The organism is Candidatus Pelagibacter sp. RS40 (assembly GCF_002101295.1).
Taxonomy (GTDB): Bacteria; Pseudomonadota; Alphaproteobacteria; order Pelagibacterales; family Pelagibacteraceae; genus Pelagibacter.
In genome coordinates, this window is the sequence record NZ_CP020778.1 from 1,188,953 (window position 1) to 1,205,948 (window position 16,996).

The 16,996-nt window shown below is 31.0% G+C and carries 15 protein-coding genes; 11 read left to right on the top strand and 4 right to left on the bottom strand.

All coding sequences use genetic code 11. The features are described 5' to 3' along the window. Window positions 1-14 precede the first annotated feature (14 nt). The 5 genes from B8063_RS06055 to B8063_RS06075 are packed head-to-tail and all read left to right on the top strand — an operon-like array spanning window position 15 to window position 4,999. The gene (locus tag B8063_RS06055) at window positions 15-509 is read left to right on the top strand and encodes a TRAP transporter small permease subunit (RefSeq protein ID WP_085070465.1); all 495 of its coding nucleotides are present in this window, start codon (window positions 15-17) and stop codon (window positions 507-509) included. After that, the gene (locus B8063_RS06060) at window positions 509-1,840 is read left to right on the top strand and encodes a TRAP transporter large permease (protein WP_075521188.1); all 1,332 of its coding nucleotides are present in this window, start codon (window positions 509-511) and stop codon (window positions 1,838-1,840) included. Before B8063_RS06055 ends, B8063_RS06060 begins: the two co-directional genes overlap by 1 nt. A gap of 37 nt (window positions 1,841-1,877) precedes the next feature. Next, window positions 1,878-2,834: a tRNA dihydrouridine(20/20a) synthase DusA gene (dusA, locus tag B8063_RS06065; protein WP_232311425.1), complete on the top strand. Its 957-nt coding sequence runs from the start codon at window positions 1,878-1,880 to the stop codon at window positions 2,832-2,834. Next, the gene (locus tag B8063_RS06070) at window positions 2,834-3,670 is read left to right on the top strand and encodes a sulfite exporter TauE/SafE family protein (protein WP_085070467.1); all 837 of its coding nucleotides are present in this window, start codon (window positions 2,834-2,836) and stop codon (window positions 3,668-3,670) included. The genes dusA and B8063_RS06070 overlap by 1 nt, the downstream gene beginning before the upstream one ends. A gap of 21 nt (window positions 3,671-3,691) precedes the next feature. After that, window positions 3,692-4,999, top strand: coding sequence for a malonyl-CoA decarboxylase domain-containing protein (locus B8063_RS06075; RefSeq protein WP_085070469.1), 1,308 nt, complete (start codon window positions 3,692-3,694; stop codon window positions 4,997-4,999). Window positions 5,000-5,001: 2 nt separating this feature from the next. On the opposite strand, the gene B8063_RS06080 is transcribed toward B8063_RS06075, so the two are convergent. After that, a complete protein-coding gene (locus tag B8063_RS06080) occupies window positions 5,002-5,202 on the bottom strand; it encodes a DUF2061 domain-containing protein (RefSeq protein ID WP_085070471.1) in 201 nt (66 codons plus the stop codon). A 94-nt stretch (window positions 5,203-5,296) separates the two neighbouring features. Between B8063_RS06080 and B8063_RS06085 the strand changes: the two genes are divergently transcribed. Genes B8063_RS06085 through B8063_RS06105 form a run of 5 tightly spaced genes read left to right on the top strand, consistent with a single transcriptional unit; the run spans window position 5,297 to window position 10,095 of the window. Beyond that, window positions 5,297-6,271 carry a TRAP transporter substrate-binding protein gene (locus B8063_RS06085; protein ID WP_085070473.1) on the top strand — a complete coding sequence of 325 codons (975 nt, stop codon included), beginning with the start codon at window positions 5,297-5,299 and terminating at the stop codon, window positions 6,269-6,271. Between the two features lie 51 nt (window positions 6,272-6,322). Beyond that, on the top strand, window positions 6,323-6,832 hold the full coding sequence (locus tag B8063_RS06090) for a TRAP transporter small permease (RefSeq protein ID WP_085070475.1): 510 nt from the start codon (window positions 6,323-6,325) through the stop codon (window positions 6,830-6,832). Then, window positions 6,832-8,115, top strand: coding sequence for a TRAP transporter large permease (locus B8063_RS06095; RefSeq protein WP_085070478.1), 1,284 nt, complete (start codon window positions 6,832-6,834; stop codon window positions 8,113-8,115). Before B8063_RS06090 ends, B8063_RS06095 begins: the two co-directional genes overlap by 1 nt. Then, window positions 8,116-8,898 carry an enoyl-CoA hydratase/isomerase family protein gene (locus B8063_RS06100; protein WP_085070480.1) on the top strand — a complete coding sequence of 261 codons (783 nt, stop codon included), beginning with the start codon at window positions 8,116-8,118 and terminating at the stop codon, window positions 8,896-8,898. Window positions 8,899-8,901: 3 nt separating this feature from the next. Continuing rightward, on the top strand, window positions 8,902-10,095 hold the full coding sequence (locus B8063_RS06105; RefSeq protein WP_085070482.1) for a CaiB/BaiF CoA transferase family protein: 1,194 nt from the start codon (window positions 8,902-8,904) through the stop codon (window positions 10,093-10,095). Here the strand turns inward: B8063_RS06105 and B8063_RS06110 are convergent. Continuing rightward, entirely contained in the window at window positions 10,092-12,995 is a 2,904-nt protein-coding gene (locus B8063_RS06110; protein ID WP_085070484.1) for an FAD-binding and (Fe-S)-binding domain-containing protein, read from the bottom strand. The two genes, B8063_RS06105 and B8063_RS06110, sit on opposite strands and share 4 nt — an antisense overlap. 17 nt (window positions 12,996-13,012) lie before the next feature. Continuing rightward, complete coding sequence (locus tag B8063_RS06115) at window positions 13,013-14,167, bottom strand: mandelate racemase/muconate lactonizing enzyme family protein (protein WP_085070486.1); 1,155 nt, start codon at window positions 14,165-14,167, stop codon at window positions 13,013-13,015. Between the two features lie 45 nt (window positions 14,168-14,212). Here B8063_RS06115 and B8063_RS06120 point away from each other — a divergent pair, with 45 nt between their 5' ends. Beyond that, window positions 14,213-15,385 carry a pyridoxal-phosphate-dependent aminotransferase family protein gene (locus B8063_RS06120; RefSeq protein ID WP_085070488.1) on the top strand — a complete coding sequence of 391 codons (1,173 nt, stop codon included), beginning with the start codon at window positions 14,213-14,215 and terminating at the stop codon, window positions 15,383-15,385. A gap of 106 nt (window positions 15,386-15,491) precedes the next feature. Here B8063_RS06120 and B8063_RS06125 read toward each other — a convergent pair whose 3' ends face one another. Next, the gene (locus tag B8063_RS06125; RefSeq protein ID WP_085070490.1) at window positions 15,492-16,946 is read right to left on the bottom strand and encodes a phosphomannomutase/phosphoglucomutase; all 1,455 of its coding nucleotides are present in this window, start codon (window positions 16,944-16,946) and stop codon (window positions 15,492-15,494) included. Window positions 16,947-16,996: the final 50 nt, after the last annotated feature.

Below are 16,996 nucleotides of genomic sequence, written 5' to 3' on the forward strand. Positions count from 1 at the left end.
GTAGGGGTTTTTTTATGAAAAATAAATACTTAAAATTCTGTGATCATATTGCCAAAGCTTGTGGAGCTTTTGCTGTATTAGCTTTACTTTTATCAATCCTTGTTATTGTAGAACTAGTTTTTGAAAGATATTTCTTCCAAAGACCAATTACTTGGCAAACAGAGTTGGTTACCATGCTTCTAGTAGCATCTACATTTATTGGAAGTGCTTATGTATTAAGTGAAAAAGCGCATGTGAGCATGGAATGGATTTATGATTTTTTATCAAAGAAAAATATTTTAAGACTTAAAATTTTTACATCTTTAGTAAGTTTATTATTTTTCTTAATTTTATTTTATTTTGGATTTTTAATGGTAGAGGAAGCTTTTACAAAAAATTATTCTACAGGAACTGTATGGGATCCACCTCTTTGGATTCCTTATTCTTCAATGATGATAGGTGCTGCATTAATGATCTTGCAATATATTGCAGAAATAATCAAACTTAACGACGAACAGGATAGTAATTAATGGACCCTTTATTAATTGCAGTAATAGTTGCCGTTTTTACACTTATAGTTTTATTTTCTGGAATACCTATTGCTTTTGGTTTGAGCTTCGTATCAATTGCTCTATTAGTTGCTTTTGAAGGTTTTCAAATGTTAGATGTATTTGCAGAGACCTTTTATGCAGGTTTGAATTCTTTTGTGCTTCTTTCAATTCCAATGTTTATTTTAATGGGAATGGCTGTAGCCAATTCACCAGCGGGAAAAGATTTATATACAGGGTTGGACAGATGGCTTTGGCGAGTACCTGGTGGCTTAGTCATTTCAAATATTGGTGCTTGCTCAATTTTTGCTGCTTTAAGCGGTTCAAGTCCAGCAACGTGTGCCGCAATAGGTACTATGGGGATCCCAGAAATGAGAAAAAGGGGATATTCTGATCAAATTGCTACTGGAACAATTGCTGCTGGAGGGACACTTGGAGTTTTAATTCCTCCAAGCATTGTTTTAATTGTTTATGGAATTGCAACGGGAACATCAATAGGAAGATTATTTCTTTGTGGGTTAGTTCCTGGTTTTATGCTGGCAGGTATGTTTGCTATCTGGGCGCTTATACATAGTTATTTTATAGATAAAGATTCAGCAAAAGCTTTAAGCAATCGTAAAAGACCTACATTAAAAGAAAAGCTTGAAGTATTACCGAGGATCTTACCATTTTTAGCAATTATAGCTGGCGTTCTTTATGTGTTATATGGTGGCGTTGCTACACCATCCGAAGCGTCAGGCGTAGGGGCATTTTTAGTTTTTGTATTAATAGCAGTAGTTTACAAAATTTATCAGCCGAAAAAAATATGGAACATTGTTAAAGTTTCCATGAAAGAAAGTGTAATGATAATGTTTATCATTGCAGCCTCATATCTTTTTGCATTTACACTTTCACAATTGTACGTAACTCAGTCTTTAGCACAAAGCATGGTAGATATTAGCTCAAACAAATGGGTAGTATTTATATTAATTAATATTTTTCTTTTAATAGCTGGTTTCTTCTTGCCACCTGTAGCTGTTATCGTAATGACTTCTGCTATATTATTACCAGTAATTACTACATTAGGTTTTGATCCTTATTGGTTTGCAATTGTATTTACAATAAACATGGAAATAGGATTAATAACCCCACCCGTTGGATTAAATCTTTATATAATAAAAGGAATTACCCCAGACGTGAGTTTATCAGAAATTTTAAAAGGCTCTATACCGTTTATGATTATAATGGCTTTAGCCATATTAATTTTGTGTATTTTTCCCGAAATCGTGACATGGCTACCTGATAAAATAATGGGTAAACCTCTTGGATACTAGAAATAAAATAAATCGAAAAATTTCTGTTGCACCAATGATGGATTGCACTGATCGGCATGATCGCTTCTTTTTGAGATTAATGAGCAAGAATGTGATGCTCTACAGTGAAATGGTTGCAACTAAATCTGCAATTCATGGAGACAGAAAAAAAATTTTATCATTTAGTCCGGAGGAGAAACCACTTGCGTTACAGGTTGGAGGTTCAAATAAAGAGGAATTATCAGAAGTTGCAAAAATAGCTGAAGATATGGGTTATGACGAAATTAATATAAACTTAGGTTGCCCAAGCAAAAAGGTTCAAAAAAATAAATTTGGAGCTTGTTTAATGAAAGAACCTGAACTCGTTGCAGAATGCATAAATTCGATGGTTAATTCATGCAAAATACCTGTAACTGCTAAAACTAGAATTGGTTTTGATGATGTTGAAAGTTTTGAATATTTGAACAATTTTATTAATAAAATACACAAAGCAGGGACAAAAACATTTATTTTGCATGCAAGAAAGGCGATGCTTACTGGCTTATCACCAAAACAAAATTTAAATATACCTAAACTCAATTACAACATGGTTTATGAAATAAAAAAAGAAAATCCAAATTTAGAAATTATAATTAATGGTGGTATTTCTAAAATTGAAGAAATCAAAAACCATATTTCTAAATGTGATGGAGTTATGATTGGAAGATCAATTTATCAAAATCCTTATTCATTGGTTGATATAGAAAAAAACATATTCAATACAGAAATTATTCCAACAAGAGAACAAGTTGTAGAGAAACTTTTAGATTATGTTGATAAGGAGGTAAAGTTAGGAACTAAAGTAAATCATATAATGAGGCATACAGTTGGTTTATATCATGGCCAAGCTGGATCTAAAAACTGGAAAAGATATTTGAGTGATAATATGATGGCTCGCGACTCTGATTTTCAAAAAGCAAAGCATATTATGAGCATTGTTCAAAATAATGAAAAAGCAATTCAAGCTAACTCATAATGGATGTTTTAAATTTTGGTGAAATTGTAAATTTATTACTGGTACTATCTATAGCCGCATCTGTTGCAGGCTTTATGGCAGGTTTATTAGGGGTTGGTGGTGGCATAATAATGGTGCCTGCTTTATATTATGCATTTACTGTCTTAGACTTTGATATTGCAACCAGAATGCATATTTCTGTTGGAACATCTCTAGCTATAATAGTTCCTACTTCAATAATATCAGCCAAAACCCACATGGAACACAAAGCTGTTGACGTAAATTTAGTAAAGTCTTTTGGAATTTTTATAGTTCTCGGTGTAATTGGAGGAACTTTTTTAGCAATTAATTTAAGAACATCCGATTTTATTTTATTTTTCTCTATAATGGCATTTATAGTTGGATTATTTTTTATATTTTTCAGAGATAAATTTTTAGAAAATCCAAAAAAAATAAAAGACTCAATTAAAAATATTTCAGGAGTGGCAGTTGGTTTTATTTCAGTCTTGCTGGGTATTGGTGGTGGATCCCTAATGGTTCCATTTATGAGAACTTTTGGATACGATATTCGAAAATCAATTGGAACAGCTTCAGCAATTGGTATTTTGATTGCAATTAGCGGGACAATTACAATGATAACAGGAGGAGAAATTATCAATAATATAAGCACACCTTATACTATTGGTTACATAAATTTATTTGGATTTATTGTTTTTGTGCCTGTGACGATGTTAATGGCAAGAATAGGAGCAAAAGCAGTATATAAAATAGACAAGAAGTTATTAAGTAAAATTTTTGGATCTTTTCTAATTATTGTATCTATAAGATCTTTTATTGAATATTTAAAAATAAGTTAAAAAATAGTAAATCATTTAAATATGTTTAATTTAAAGGAAATAATTTCGTCAATAGCTGATGTTGGCCAAAAATTATTTAAAAAAAAAGAGCTTAAAAAAAATGATCTTGATACAATCCTTTCACTTTGTGGTGATTTATTGTCTACAAAGGGTGCTGCATTTGGTATCACAGTAGCAAGAGATATCACAGACTTATATTCCAGTCTTTCAAATGAAAACAAACTTCTATTTTTTAAAAAGATAAATGAAAAGTATAAACCCAGCCACACAGAAGTTTCCAAAGCAATTGAAGAATATCAAAGAACGCAAAATGACAAAAATTTATATAACTTATCTATTACATCCGAGGGACAGAGAAGAGAACTATTTAAAAGAATAAATATGTCTCCAAATGGAATATCAACAATTGTTTCTTTAAGAGAAGATTTGTTGAAAATTATAGACAAAAATAAAGATCTAATTCCTTTAGATGATGATTTGAGAGAATTATTTAAGTCATGGTTTAATCCAGGGTTTTTAAAACTTGAAAAAATTACCTGGGATACAAAAGCTGCGGTATTAGAAAAAATAATGAAATATGAAAGAGTTCATGAGATTAAAGATATGGATGAACTAAAACGAAGATTAGGAGAAGACAGAAGATTTTTTGCATATTTCCATCCGGCTCTAGAAGATGAACCGATTATTTTTGTTCAAGTTGCTTTAACTAATGGATTAGGAAAATCAATTCAGGAAATAACAAAACCTAGAACTGATGGTGATAAAAATTATGATACTGCAACATTTTACTCGATAAGTAATTGCCAAGATGGATTATCAAGAGTAACTTTAGGAAATTTTTTAATTAAAAGAGTTGTCTTTGAAATACAAGAAGAACTTCCAAATATTAAGAATTTTGGAACATTATCACCAATACCAGGTTTTAGAGATTGGTTTGTTAACTTGGATGAAAAATTGGTAAAAAATATTTTGGGAAATATTCCTTTAGAAAATATATCTTTTTTAAAATCTTCTAGTTTAAAAATAGGCGACACGAGAATAATATCAAATAAGAATGCTATATATAAATTGGTTGCTCACTATTTAATGAATGAAAAAAATTTAAAACAATTGCCTATAAATGATGTTTGTAGATTTCATCTAGGAAATGGCGCAATAATCGATGATATAGTAATTAATGCAAATATATCAGAAGTAGGTTTTAATAGATCTTTTGGTGTAATGGTAAACTATTTATATGAACTAAAAAATATTGAAAAAAATCACGAGGAATATATCAATAACAAGACAACAATAATATCAAACAAGGTAAAAAAATTAATTCAATAACCTTAATCTAATCCCCATTTTACTTTATTCCACACTCTTTCATGAAAATAATAGAATAGTAGGGGAATGATAGAACCAATACCCAAAATACCAGCACCACTAAATGTCCCAGTATATATATATCCAAAAATCACCCAATAAATAAATATAATTAACCTCCATGAAAATGTCTTGGCAACCGATCTCATTTTTTTATCTGCCATAACTCTCCTTTTTAATTTGTACAATTTAGAGACTAGATCTCTTTGTTTATTTTATATACCCTAATTTTATAAAAAAACTAACTAAGGACATAATATGAATAAATTTTTAAAAATAATTGTCGTTGTATTCTCATCATTCTTCTTGAGTTTCGCGGCTAATTCAGTCGAAGTAAAATTTGGACACGTAGGTAAACCTGGTTCACTTTTTTCTGCTTCAGTAGATCACTTTGCAAAACTTGCTAACGAAAGATTAGGAAGCAAAGGCAAAGTTTCTGTATTTGGTTCTTCACAACTTGGTAAAGATAAACAAGGAATGCAAAAACTAAAGCTAGGAACGGTTAATATGTGGTTACCATCATCAGTGATGGCATCTATTCATGATGAGTTTGGTGTATTTGATATGCCTTTTATTATTAAAGATAGAAAACATATGGCTAAAGTTGAAAAAAATGTTCTACCTGGAATGTTTAAAAATCTCGAGGAGAAAACAGGATATAAAGTAATAGCTGTTTGGGAAAATGGATTTAGACATATAACAAATAACACTAGACCAATTAATACTCCAAATGATTTAAAAGGAATTAAATTAAGAACACCCAAGTCAAAATGGAGAGTTAAAATGTTCCAATCATATGGTGCAAACCCAACTCCGATGTCATTTTCTGAAGTATTCACTGCTTTAAAAACTGGAACAATGGATGGACAGGAAAACCCATATGCACAAATAGCTAGTGCTAAGTTTCAAGAAGTTCAAAAATATTTATCAATTACAGGTCACGTTTATACACCTGCTTATGTAACTGTTCATAAGGATCACTGGAGCAAGTTACCTTCAGATGTACAAGATATTTTAGAAAAGGCTGCTCAAGATACACAAAAGTTTGTTTATGCTGAAGCTGCTAAACTTGAAAAATCTTTATTAAAAGTAATTAAAGATGCTGGCGTCCAAGTCAATGAAGCGGACAAAGGTGCTTTTATTGCAGCTAGTAAAGGGATCTATGATCAGTTTGGATCAGAAGTTCCTACAGGTGGCGCATTAGTCGATAAAGTATCAGCTTTAGCAAATTAATTTAATTTAATTTATCTTATCAGGCCCTCATTCAGAGGGCCTGTACATAATATGAAATTACAGAACTTTATTAAGACGTACGAAAAAATACTAAAACTAATACTGTTTATAATGATGGTGGCATTGGCAGTAACAGTTTTACTTGGAGTTACTTTTCGTTTTGCAGGTAGTGCACTAGTTTGGTACGATGAAGTTGCTGCAGTACAACTTGCATGGATTACCTATTATGGTTCAGCCTACGCTGCATTAAAAGGTTCTCATATAAGTGTTCCGAGTATATTTAAGGCATTTCCATTAGCACTTAGAAAAATTTTCTTCGTAGTCTCTAAAATAGTTGTTTATGGTTTCTTACTATTACTAGCATACTACGGATATTTAGTATTAACTCTTATTACTGGTGAAACCTTGGTAACATTAGAATGGGTTCCACAACCATTTGTCCAATCTGTCATTCCAATTGCATCATGTTTATTTATTTTATCTGAAACTTTAAGAATTCCAGAGGACTACAGAAATTTAGTTCTCCAAACAACAGGTGACGAGCAGACAGGAGATATTTAATGATAATTCTTACAATGTTTGCTGTCCTTTTACTTTTATTATCTATAAATGTACCTATCGCTATAGGCCTTGCTGTAACAACAATTATCGCAATGGTATTGAAGACAGGAACAAGTTTTTTAATTGATACTGCAATCGTTATGTTTGATGGATCAATGAAATTTCCATTAATTGCTATCCCATTATTTATCCTGGCAGGATCAATTATGAATAGTGCTGGCATATCTAGAAGACTAATAGCCTTTGCCTCAGCTCTTGTTGGATTTATCAAAGGCGGTTTAAGCATGATCAACATTGCAACTTCAATGTTTTTTGCTGAAATTTCGGGATCAGCAGTTGCTGATGTTGCTGCCCTTGGATCTATTTTAATTCCTGCAATGAAGAAAAAAGGTTATCCAGGTCCTTTTGCTGCAGCAGTCACTTCTTCTTCAGCATCTCTAGCAATTATTATTCCACCATCAATACCAATGATTGTTTATGCTGTAATGGCCCAAAGTTCCGTAGTGCAATTATTTGTAGCTGGAATAGTTCCTGGTGTAATAGGTGGTTTTTTCCTAATGTTGGCTGCATATATCACTGCAAGACGAAAAAACTTTCCTGTTGAAGAAACATTTAATATTCCAAATGTAAAGAAAACTGCAAAAGATGCAGCATTAGCATTTTTATTACCTATTATTATATTAGGTGGAATTTTTGGCGGAGTTGTAACTGCAACAGAAGGCGCAGGTTTAGCAGTTGTAGCGTCTTTGGTAATTGGTTTTATTTATAAAGAAATAGATTTTAAAAGATTGTACGAGTCCGCGTGTGAAGGTGCAATTCAAACAGCTTCAGTTATGTTATTGGTAGCAGCATCTGTATTATTAGGTGAATTTTTAACAATTGAGCAAATTCCACAAAAAGTTGCTGAGTCGATCATAGATTTTACAAATAATAAATATGCAGTTTTGGGAATTTTAAACGTATTTCTATTAGTAATTGGTTTCTTTTTACATTCGGTTGCCGCAATAATTTTAACAGTTCCAATTGTAATGCCTTTAGTTAATGCTGTAGGCATTGACCCTGTGCATTTTGGAATCATAGTGACTTTAAATTTAGCAATTGGTCAACAAACCCCACCAGTAGCAAGTGTTCTGGTTACAGCATGTTCTGTTGCTAAAGCTGATATTTGGGATGTTACAAGATCAAATATATCTTTTATTTGTGTTTTGTTAGTATTGTTAATGTTAGTAACATATGTTCCAGCTATACCGATGACATTAGTTGAATTTTTTTATAGGAGCTAGATGAGGAAGTTAATTAAACTAAACAAAAAAAATATTCATTTAGTTGAAGTTGTTATAAATAGACCAGAAAAGTTAAATGCAATGACTAAGCCTATGTGGATTGAGCTAGGTAAAATCTTCAAAAAGCTTTCTAAAAATAAAAACTTAAGATGTATAATTATAAGAGGTGAGGGTGGTAAATCTTTTTCACCAGGAAATGATATTGGTGAATTTAAAAAACAAAGATCTTCATCAAAATTAGCAAAATCTTACGGTAAATTTTTACATGGTACACTTGGAGCAATTTTTGATTGCCCAATACCAACAATTGCATTGATTGAAGGAATATGTGTTGGAGGTGGATTGGAAATAGCAGGATGTTGTGACATTAGAATTTGTGGCAAAAGTTCAAGGTTTGGAGTTCCAATTAAAAGATTAGGTTTAACAATGGCTGCAAAAGAACTTGAGGTGCTTTTAAAAGTAACTAATTATACAACAGCGATGGAAATATTATTTGAAGGAAGAGTATTTGGAGCTGACGAAGCATTAGAGAAGAGACTAGTTAATAGAGTGGTCAATGATAAAGATGTTGAAAAAGAAGCTTATAAATCAGCTGAATTAATATGCGAAGGAGCTCCAAAGGTTGCTAGGTGGCACAAACAATTTGCAAGAAACATTTTAAAAAATGGAAAAGTTACAGAAAAAATAAATAATCTTGGTTATAAATGTTATGATACCCAAGATTTTAAAATTGGATATCAATCTTTCTTAAATAAAACAAAACCAAAATTTAAAAATAAATAATTAATGTCTGCATCGTTAAAAGGCATTCGAGTTCTTGAGCTGGCTCAAATAATGGCAGGTCCAACTTGCGGATTATTATTAGCTGATTTAGGTGCCGAGGTTATAAAAATAGAGAAAACCCCAAGTGGAGATGATACTAGAAACTTTCTTCCACCAGAAATCAATGGGGAGTCAGCAGCTTTTATGATGATGAATAGAAATAAGAAAGGTATTGCATTAAATTTGAAAGATAAAGATGGAATAGAGATATTTAAAACTATGGTCAAGAATTCAGACGTAGTTTTAGAAAATTTTAGAAAAGGAACCTTAGAAAAATTAGGTGTTGGATATAATATTTTATCAGAAATTAATCCTAAAATCATTTTATGTGAAATATCTGGATATGGTAGAACTGGTCCTTATGCCGATAAGGGTGGATTTGATTTAGTAGCACAAGGTATGAGTGGATTAATGAGTATTACAGGGGAAAGTGCAGATAAGCCACCGATGAAAGTTGGTGCACCTATAACAGATATAACAGCAGGTTTACTTGCAGCTAGTGGAATTTTAGCTGCATTAGTTCATAGAGAAAAAACAGGAGAAGGACAAAAAGTTGATACATCTTTGTATGAAGCCGGAATAGTTCATACATACTGGCAGTCTGCTATTGCAGGTGCTACTGGAAAGTCACCTGGTCCTCTTGGATCAGCACATCCTTTAACAGCTCCTTATCAAGCATTTAAAACAAAAGATAAATGGATTACGGTAGGTGCTTCAAACCAAAACACTTGGCTTATGTTACTTAAAGCAATTGGTCGTGAAGATTTGCAAGAAAATGAAAAGTTTTCATCTAATTTAAATAGAAAACAAAATTTAAAAGAATTAGTTGATATTCTTAATAAAGAACTAATTAAAAGAACTTCTAGTGAATGGTTAAAAATCTTTGATGATAATGGATTGCCATGTGGACCTATTAACTCGATAACAGATATGTTTAAAGATCCCCAAGCAATTGAAAGACAAATGGTTATAGAAGTAGAAAATAAAAAAGCGGGTAAAAGCAAAGCTATTGGTATGCCGATTAAATTTTCAAAAAGTAAAACTGAAAAATCAAAGGGTGCTCCAAACTTAGGAGAACATACAAAAGAAGTTATGCAAATTTTTGGTTACAAAGATGACCAGATTGAAGATTTTTATAATAGAAAAGTAATTCTTTAATTAACAGTTTCAAAAATCTTAAATAATAATTCTGAGACATGCTTACCTTTTTTTTTAGATAAATCAGATATTTGATGTCTACAGCTCGTACCATTTGCAACTATAAAATCTTTTTCATTACTATTATTGATTGCAGGTATTAAAGAAAGATTAGCCATTTTTTTTGATAATTCATAATTTTTACTTTCATAACCAAATGAACCAGCCATTCCACAACAGCTAGTCTCTATCATTTTATTATTAATATTTAATTCTGATAAAAGATTAGTCAGACCCCTCATTCTATCTTGTGATTTTTGATGACAGTGTCCATGAATTAATACATTTTGATCAAACCTATTAGCTTTGATATTATTGTTATTTCTTATTTGTTCTAAAATAAATTCTTCAAGTAGATAAAATTTATTTTTAATTTTTTCTCTATTATTTACATTTTTTAAAGTCTGATACTCATCGTTAAATGTTAATAAACATGATGGCTCAATACCTACAACCGGTAAATTAATGTAATTATTTTGTATAACGTAATCATTAAATCTATTTAGCTCTTCAGAGGCTTTGTCCAATTGGCCGTAAGATATATATGTTCTTCCACAGCAAAGTGGTCTCTTTAATTTATCTTTACCAAAACTTGGTATAACTGCCTGATAACCGAATTTATTTAGTACTTTAATTGCATAAACTAAATTTTCATTTTCAAAATTAATATTAAAAGTATCTGCAAACAAAATTACTTTATTTTCTGATACCGTCTGACTGTCATAAATCTCTCTTAAAGCATTCTGGTTTTGAACTTCAGGCATAGTTCTTGCAGTTGCAAAACCAAACTTTTCAACAATTGTTGAGATTAGTGGTATGTTTTTTATCTTATTGAATATAGGAGCAACAAACTTTAATAACCAAATAAGTCTTGGTATATCTGAGATAAATCTATCTTTAATTCGCATACTAAATTTTTTATAGTAATGAGAAAGAAATTCAGATTTCATCTTAGCCATATCAACCGACATTGGACATTCTCTTTGACAAGCTTTACAGCTTACACATAACTCCATAGTTTCGTACATTTCTTTAGATGCAAATGAACCTTTTGGAAGTTGGTTAGATAAAGCTAACCTTAAAGTATTTGCTCTTCCCCTGACTAAATCTTTTTCTTCTTTAGTTACTCTGTATGATGGACACATCACACCAGAATCTAATTTTCTACAAGCTCCATTATTATTACACATCTCAACAGCATCAGAAAATTGACCCCAATTAGACCAATCATAATGTGTATCTATATTTTCTGTCTGATAACCTGATTTGTATCTCATTAAAGATCTTTCGTTTGATTTAAACGGTCGAACAATTTTTCCAGGATTTAGAAGGTTTTTGCTATCGAATGTATCTTTTATTTCTTCAAAAGCATTGATGATTTTTTTACCAAACATCATTTCATGAAATTCTGATCTAACAATTCCATCACCATGCTCACCAGAATGAGAGCCTTTGTAATCTTTGACCATTTCAAAAGCTTCCTCAGATATAGATCTCATATTTTCTATATCTTTGTCAGATTTCATATTTAAAACCGGTCTTACGTGAAGTGTTCCAACAGAAGCATGAGCATAAAACATTCCACTTGTTCCGTATTTTTTAAATATTTCTTTTAATCTTGCAGTGTAGTCAGCTAGGTGTTCTAGAGAAACTGCACAATCTTCAATGAAGGCAACCGGTTTTTTATCACCCTTCATTGACATCAAAATATTTAATCCAGCTTTTCTTATTTCAAAAACTTCTTTTTGTTCTGACAAATCTGAATAAAAAGAAAATTCGTTTTTTTTGTTTTGGTTTAAAACCAAATATTCTAGATCTTTTATTTTCTTTTCATATACACTTTTCTCTTTATCAATAAATTCTACCATCAAAACAGCTTCAGGATTTCCTTTGATATATTTTTTAATACCTCCAGCATACATTGGGATTTCTTTTGCCAAATTTAATAAATTTTGGTCCATTAATTCAACACAAGTTGGTTTTAATTTTACAATCTCTTTTGATAATTCCATTGCTTGATGGAAATTATCAAAGTAGCAGACACCTAAAATTTTATTCTTTGGTATCTCTGATAATTTTAATTTTATTTTGTTAAATAAAGATAAAGTTCCTTCAGATCCAACAAGAAGATTTGATGAGTTGAAGCCTTCAGGATCAATTAAATCAATGTTATATCCTCCAACCCTTCTTTGTGTCGTTGGCCAATTAGCATCAATTTCGCTTCCAACTTTTTGTCTTACATCGATAAATTTATCTATAATTTTATATAGTCTATCTTGATTGTTCTTTGTGGCTAAATAATTCTTATTTATTTGATCAAATTGAAATATAGAACCATCGTCTAATATTGCTTCAATAGCTAATACGTTATGAACCATGTTGCCATAATATAATGATCTAGATCCACAAGAATTATTTGCTGACATCCCTCCAATAGTTGCTCTGCTACTTGTTGAAACGTCTACAGGAAACCAAAGACCGTGAGGCTTCAAATAATCATTAAGATGATCTAATACGACACCTGGCTGTACCCATACATATTTTTCTTCAACATTAAGTTCTAAAATTTTATTTTGATGTTTAGAGTAATCTAGCACAACACTTTCCCCAACAGTTTGACCACATTGAGAACTTCCTCCACCTCTAGCTAATAGAGGTACAGAATTCTTTTGTGAATATTCCATTAAATTTAAAACATCATTGGTATCTTTTGGAAGAACTACACCAAGTGGTTTAATTTGATATACAGAGGCATCTGTACTGTATCTACCACGTGAGAATTCATCGAATAAAGTCTTTCCATTAACTTTATCTCTAATTTCTTTACCAATTTTTTGTATCTGAGCTGAATTAAACCCCATAAAACTTAATTAAAGGTTTATTTATTTTTGTAAACTAGTTTACCGAACTTTTTTAACGCGGTATCTGAAATCTCTAAACCTAAACCAGGTTTTTTATTTAAATGAATCCATCCTTCACTCATTTTATGTGGATTTTCAAATAATTGTGCTTGAAGAGGATCTCTCTCATCATCAAATGACTCAACTATTCTCCCAGCTGGAGTTGATGCTACTAATGGCGCATGGATATAGCAATCATGATGTGGAGCTACATCTATATGATTTAATTCACACAATGCAGAAAGTTTTTTTCCATTAGTAAAACCACCAAACATTGTGCAATCAAATTGTAAAATTTGAATTGCATCTTCTTCTATCATGGATCTACATCCATAAATAGTTACTTCACTTTCACCACCTGATAATGGAATTTTAGTTTGTTTTGATAAAAGTTTTAAAGTCCTTCTATCATCTTCCCATCTAACTGGCTCTTCTATCCATGTAGGTTTAAATTTTTCAAACTCTTTTACACCTTCAATTGCGGTTTTTAGATCCCACGCTCTATTGACATCAATCATTAAACCTTTTTGATCTCCAATTTCATCTCTAATAATTTCTAATCTCTTGACATCTTCTTTGATAGAAAGTCCTCCAACTTTAACTTTAAAACTTTGATGACCAATATTTACTAATTTTTGTATTTCATCTCTTAGTTCTTTTTCATCTTTACCATCTCTGTAATAAGCACATGTAACATAAACAGGAATATTATTTCTGTATCCTCCAAACAATTTATACAATGGGATATTTGAAGCTTTTCCTATCAAATCCCAACAGGCAATATCTAAAGCTGCTGAAATTCTAATTAATGCTTCTCTACTCCAACCTTTTTCGCTACTAAGTCGTGTATCAGTTAATTTAAAAATTTTTTCATAAATTTTTTCAGGGCAAAATGGATCTTCTCCAATTATTAAATCTTGTAACCCATTTGAAAATGGTTTGATGATAGGAGCAATGTCAGTATAACTTGTTGCTAAACCAAATCCAGAATGACCATCTTTAGTTTTAATTTTAATTAAGAGTTCATTAGCGGTTGGCACTATAAAGTGACTAACCCAATGTGGTTTTACTTCATCTGGATTATTAAGAACATAAACTTCTAGGCTATCAATTAAATTACTACTATTTGTCATACATTATAAAATTGATTATATATATTCTTTAGCATATACACCGTTATGGCAATTTCAAATAATATAAGACCTGGTCGACATTTTTTACAAATTCCTGGACCAACAAACGTTCCAGATAGAGTTTTAAGAGCTATGGATTATCCAACTATAGATCACAGAGGTCCAGACTTTGCTGAATTAGGATTAAGAGTTTTAGATCGAATAAAATTAATATTTAAAACTTCAGAGCCAGTAATAATTTTTCCAGCTTCAGGAACGGGTGCTTGGGAGGCTGCACTTGTAAACACTTTAAGTGCTGGTGATAAAATCTTGATGTTTGAAACAGGACACTTCTCAACACTTTGGTGGGATATTGCTCAAAAATTCAGAATTGAAGTAGACTTTGTTGAAGGTGATTGGAGAACAGGTGTTGATCCAAATATTGTTGAACAAAAACTAAAAGAAGACAAAGATAAAAAAATTAAAGCAGTTTGTGCTGTACATAATGAAACTTCTACTGGTGTTACAAGTAGAATTGGAGAAATTAGAAAAGCTATGGATAACGCGGAACATCCAGCTTTATTTTTTGTTGATACGATATCATCATTAGGTTCTATTGATTATAGACATGAAGAGTGGAAAGTTGATGTAACTGTTGGAGGTTCTCAAAAAGGATTGTTATTACCTCCAGGACTTTCTTTTAATGCAATAAGTTCCAAAGCTTTAGAAGCATACAAAACATCTGAATTACCAAAATCGTATTGGGATTGGGGACCAATGTTAGAAAACAATAAAAAAGGTTACTTTCCTTACACACCAGCCACAAACTTATTTTATGGCTTGGATGAAGCAATCAATATGCTTACAGAAGAAGGTTTAGATAATGTTTTCAAAAGGCACAAAAGATTTGCAGAAGCTACAAGAGTTGCAGTTAAATCGTGGGGATTAGAAATACTTTGTAAAAATCCAGATGAATATTCAGATTCATTGACGGCAGTAATGGTTCCAGATGGTCATGATGCTGATTTTTTAAGAAAAACTATTTTAGATCACTATAACATGTCATTAGGAACAGGACTTGCAAAAGTTGCAGGTAAAATTTTTAGAATTGGTCATTTAGGTGATTTTAATGAATTAATGTTAGCAGGAACTTTAGCTGGAGTAGAGATGGGATTAATGAAATCAAATATACCATATAAAAAAGGTGGAATACTTAAAGCTCTGGAATATTTGTGTTGAAAAAAAAGGAGGTGACTTCAGTCTCCCTCCATCACCTCAATGTTAATAATAAATGATTCTCTGGAATGATGTGATCACTTATTAGTTGAAAAATATTTCTTAAATATCAAATTTTTTGATCGTATTCACCAATTTTACCAGTTTTTTGGAGTAAATTATCAATAAAATCAAATATTCTTTTTTTTCTTTCATCAGATGTAGGACTTTCGGTTACGATAACTAAAGAAGGTTTGTTTGAAGACGCTCTAATTAACCCCCAAGAACCATCATCAAATGAAAATCTTACACCATTTACTGTTAAAATATCCTTAATTTCTTGACCATCAATCAAGGTTTTATTATTTTTTATCTGTTTAATCTCTTTTACTAAATCATCAACAATATTATATTTTTCCTCATCTTTACAAAACGGAGCCATTGTAGGAGTTTGAAAAGTATTAGGTAACTCATTTGTAATTTCGCTCATTTTTTTATTTTGATTATCTAATAAATGACAGACCTGTATAGCAGAGTTAATACCATCATCGTACCCATATCCCAAAGGTTCATTAAAAAAAAAGTGCCCACTTTTTTCAAAACCTGCTAATGCATTTTCGATATTTACTTTCCTTTTGATATGAGAATGTCCAGTTTTCCAATATAATGTATTGCAATTATTTTTTGCTAAAATTTTATCTGTAGAATAAAGACCTGTTGATTTTACATCTACAATAAATTTTGCACCATTATGTTTTTCTGATAAATTTCTTGCAATCAATAATCCAATTTTATCAGAAAATATTTCATTTCCTTGTTCATCTATAACACCAACTCTATCTCCATCTCCATCAAAGCCAAATCCTATATCCGCCTCATTTTCTTTAACAACTTTTGCAATTTCATGTAACATTTCAAGATCTTCTGGATTTGGATTATATTTTGGAAAAGTCCAGTCTAAATTACAATCAAGCTCAATGACCTCACATCCTATTCCTCTCAATATATCTGGAGCAAATATTCCAGCTGTACCATTTCCACATGCTACAACTGCTTTTATTTTTTTTGTAATTTTATTTTTATTAATTAAGTCATTTTTATATATTTGTTGAAAATCATCTATATATTTTTCATTACCATTCCCTTTCTTAAATTTTTGATTAAGAGTGATTTCTTTTAATTCTTTCATTTCTTCTGGTGCATGAGTTAAACCTTTTTTGATACCCATTTTAACACCTGTCCAACCATTTTCATTATGACTAGCTGTAACCATTGCAACTGCATCTGTATTTAAATTAAATTGTGCAAAATAAACCATAGGAGATAATGATAGACCTATGTCTTCAACATAACATCCTGTAAAAATTAAACCTTTTTTTAATGATGATTTTATCTCTTCACTATAAGATCTATAATCATGACCAACTACTACTCTTGGATTTTCCTTATTTGTGTGTATTTTAATTTGAGTTCCTAATCCTTTTCCAAGCTCTTCGATTCCCTCAATGCTGATATCTTTTTCGTAAATCCATCTTGCGTCATATTCTCTAAATCCATAAGGGTCTATTTTTTTGGAATTTTTCATGTGGATATATCTATATTTTCTTAAATTAATTATTGATAATTATTTTTTAA